This is a genomic window from Bradyrhizobium sp. P2_E8, assembly GCF_056403875.1.
This window is the reverse complement of record NZ_JBFUES010001292.1, coordinates 1-1764: the sequence shown is the minus strand read 5'-3', so window position 1 is coordinate 1764 and position 1764 is coordinate 1. Positions and strand designations below refer to the sequence as shown.

Here is a 1764-nt window from a genome sequence, read left to right as displayed (position 1 = left end):
GTCCTGCCGGCCAGCAGGTCGCTATAGACGTTGAGGAACTCGCGGGTCACCTCGTAGCGTTCGTCATGGCCGAGGAAAATGCCGTCGCCCTTGTTCTCGACGGGATCGCCGCCGGTGACGACGTTGACCAGGAGCCGGCCATTGGTGATGCGGTCGAGCGTCGCCGTCATGCGCGCCGCCACGCTCGGCGATTGCAGGCCGGGCCGGACCGCCACGAGATAGCGCAGGCGCTCGGTGAACGGCGCCACGCTCGAGGCGACGATCCAGGAATCCTCGCAAGACYGCCCGGTCGGCAGCAGCACGCCGAAATAACCGAGCTGGTCGGCCGCCTGGGCGATCTGGCGCAGATAGTTGAAGTTGACCTCGCGGCCGCCGATGCCGGTGCCGAGATAACGGCCGTCGCCATGGGTCGGCAGGAACCAGAGGATGTTGCTTTTGGATTGGCTCATGGATGGGCTCCGATGACTAGCCGTAGGTCGTGCCGACGGCGGCCGCGACGATGCCGATCGACATGACGATGGCTGCGATCACACGTTGAACGATGCGTCTCATGTCTGGACCTTTTGAAACGGGGAGATTGGTCGGCACGATCAGGCTGCCGGATTGCGCCAGACGATGTCGCGAATGACGATCGGCTTGGGGATCAGGCCGAGCTTGTAGAAGCGGTCGGCGACGCCTTGCTGGGTCGTGACGATGTCGTCGGTGACGGGACCGATCACGAAGTTCGAGCGGTTGGCGGCGACGGTCTGGATGTCCAGCGGGACGCCGGTGATCGCGGCCAGCGATTTGGCGACTTCGTCGCGGTGCTGTTCGGCCCATTTGCCGGTCGCGGTCGTCACATCGACGATCTGTTGCAGGATGGCGCCGTGGTTCCTGGCGAAATCGCGATTGGCGATGTAGAAGGAATTGGTCTTGGTGACCTCCCGCGCGTTGATCAGGATGCGGCCGTTCTGCTTGGTCTCCCCGATCGCAAAGTACGGATCCCAGATCGCCCAGGCCTCTATGCTGCCATTGGCAAACGCAGGACTCGCGTCCGGGGGCGTCAGGTAGACCGGGGTGATGTCGGCATAGGTGAGGCCCGCCTTCTCCAGCGTCTGCAGCACGACATTGTGGGCGCTGGACCCCTTGGTGAAGCCGATACGCTTGCCTTTCAGGTCGGCGAGGATGCGGATCGGCGAATCCTTCGGCACCAATATGCCCTGGCCATTGGTGATGGGCTGGCCGGCGGCATAGACGATCGCGGCGCCCGCGGCCTGCGCAAACACCGGCGGCGAATCGCCGACCGCGCCGTAGTCGACGCTGCCGACATTCATCGCCTCCATCATCGGGGGACCCGAGGAGAACTCGACCCATTTCACTTCGATGCCCTGCGGCGTGAAATGTTTTTCCAGGGCCGCCTGCTGGCGCGTGATGACCAGCACGCCGGTCTTCTGGTAGCCGATACGAATTCCCTTCACCGCGCCTTGCGCGCGGACGCGCGGGGCGAACGCAGCTGCCGCTGCCGTCCCAACGGAAAGTCTCAGAAAGTCACGACGCTGCATTCCACACTCCCGGCCGCATGCGGCCGTCATTCATTCGCGTTCGGGAATGATGGTGCGGAGCGGGAGGAGTGTCGAGACGCCGGGGAAAATAGCGATGCAAGCACTGCGCGCGTGGCAGGGCGCATGATTAATCTTTCAAGCGGCCGCGATGATGCAGGGAGAATTTTTCCGCACGCAAATGTGAGCGCTTCACGGATTTGGTGCGACGATGCAGGGCCGGAAC

At 63.7% G+C, this 1764-nt stretch carries 3 protein-coding genes; all 3 read right to left on the bottom strand.

Annotated elements, in window-relative coordinates; all coding sequences use genetic code 11:
- Nucleotides 1-449: LLM class flavin-dependent oxidoreductase (locus AC1D00_RS39690; RefSeq protein WP_477014446.1), on the bottom strand; the 449-nt coding region annotated here is incomplete at its 3' end.
- Nucleotides 450-465: 16 nt separating this feature from the next.
- Nucleotides 466-588, bottom strand: coding sequence for a hypothetical protein (locus AC1D00_RS39685; protein ID WP_477014445.1), 123 nt, complete (start codon nucleotides 586-588; stop codon nucleotides 466-468).
- Nucleotides 589-590: 2 nt separating this feature from the next.
- Nucleotides 591-1541, bottom strand: a complete 951-nt coding sequence (locus AC1D00_RS39680) for a sulfonate ABC transporter substrate-binding protein (protein WP_477014444.1) — start codon at nucleotides 1539-1541, stop codon at nucleotides 591-593.
- Nucleotides 1542-1764 lie beyond the last annotated feature (223 nt).

What these genes read in the sequence shown, in the direction of transcription:
- AC1D00_RS39680 (WP_477014444.1), bottom strand. Translation starts at nt 1,541, where the DNA reads ATGCAGCGTCGTGACTTTCTGAGACTTTCCGTTGGGACGGCAGCGGCA.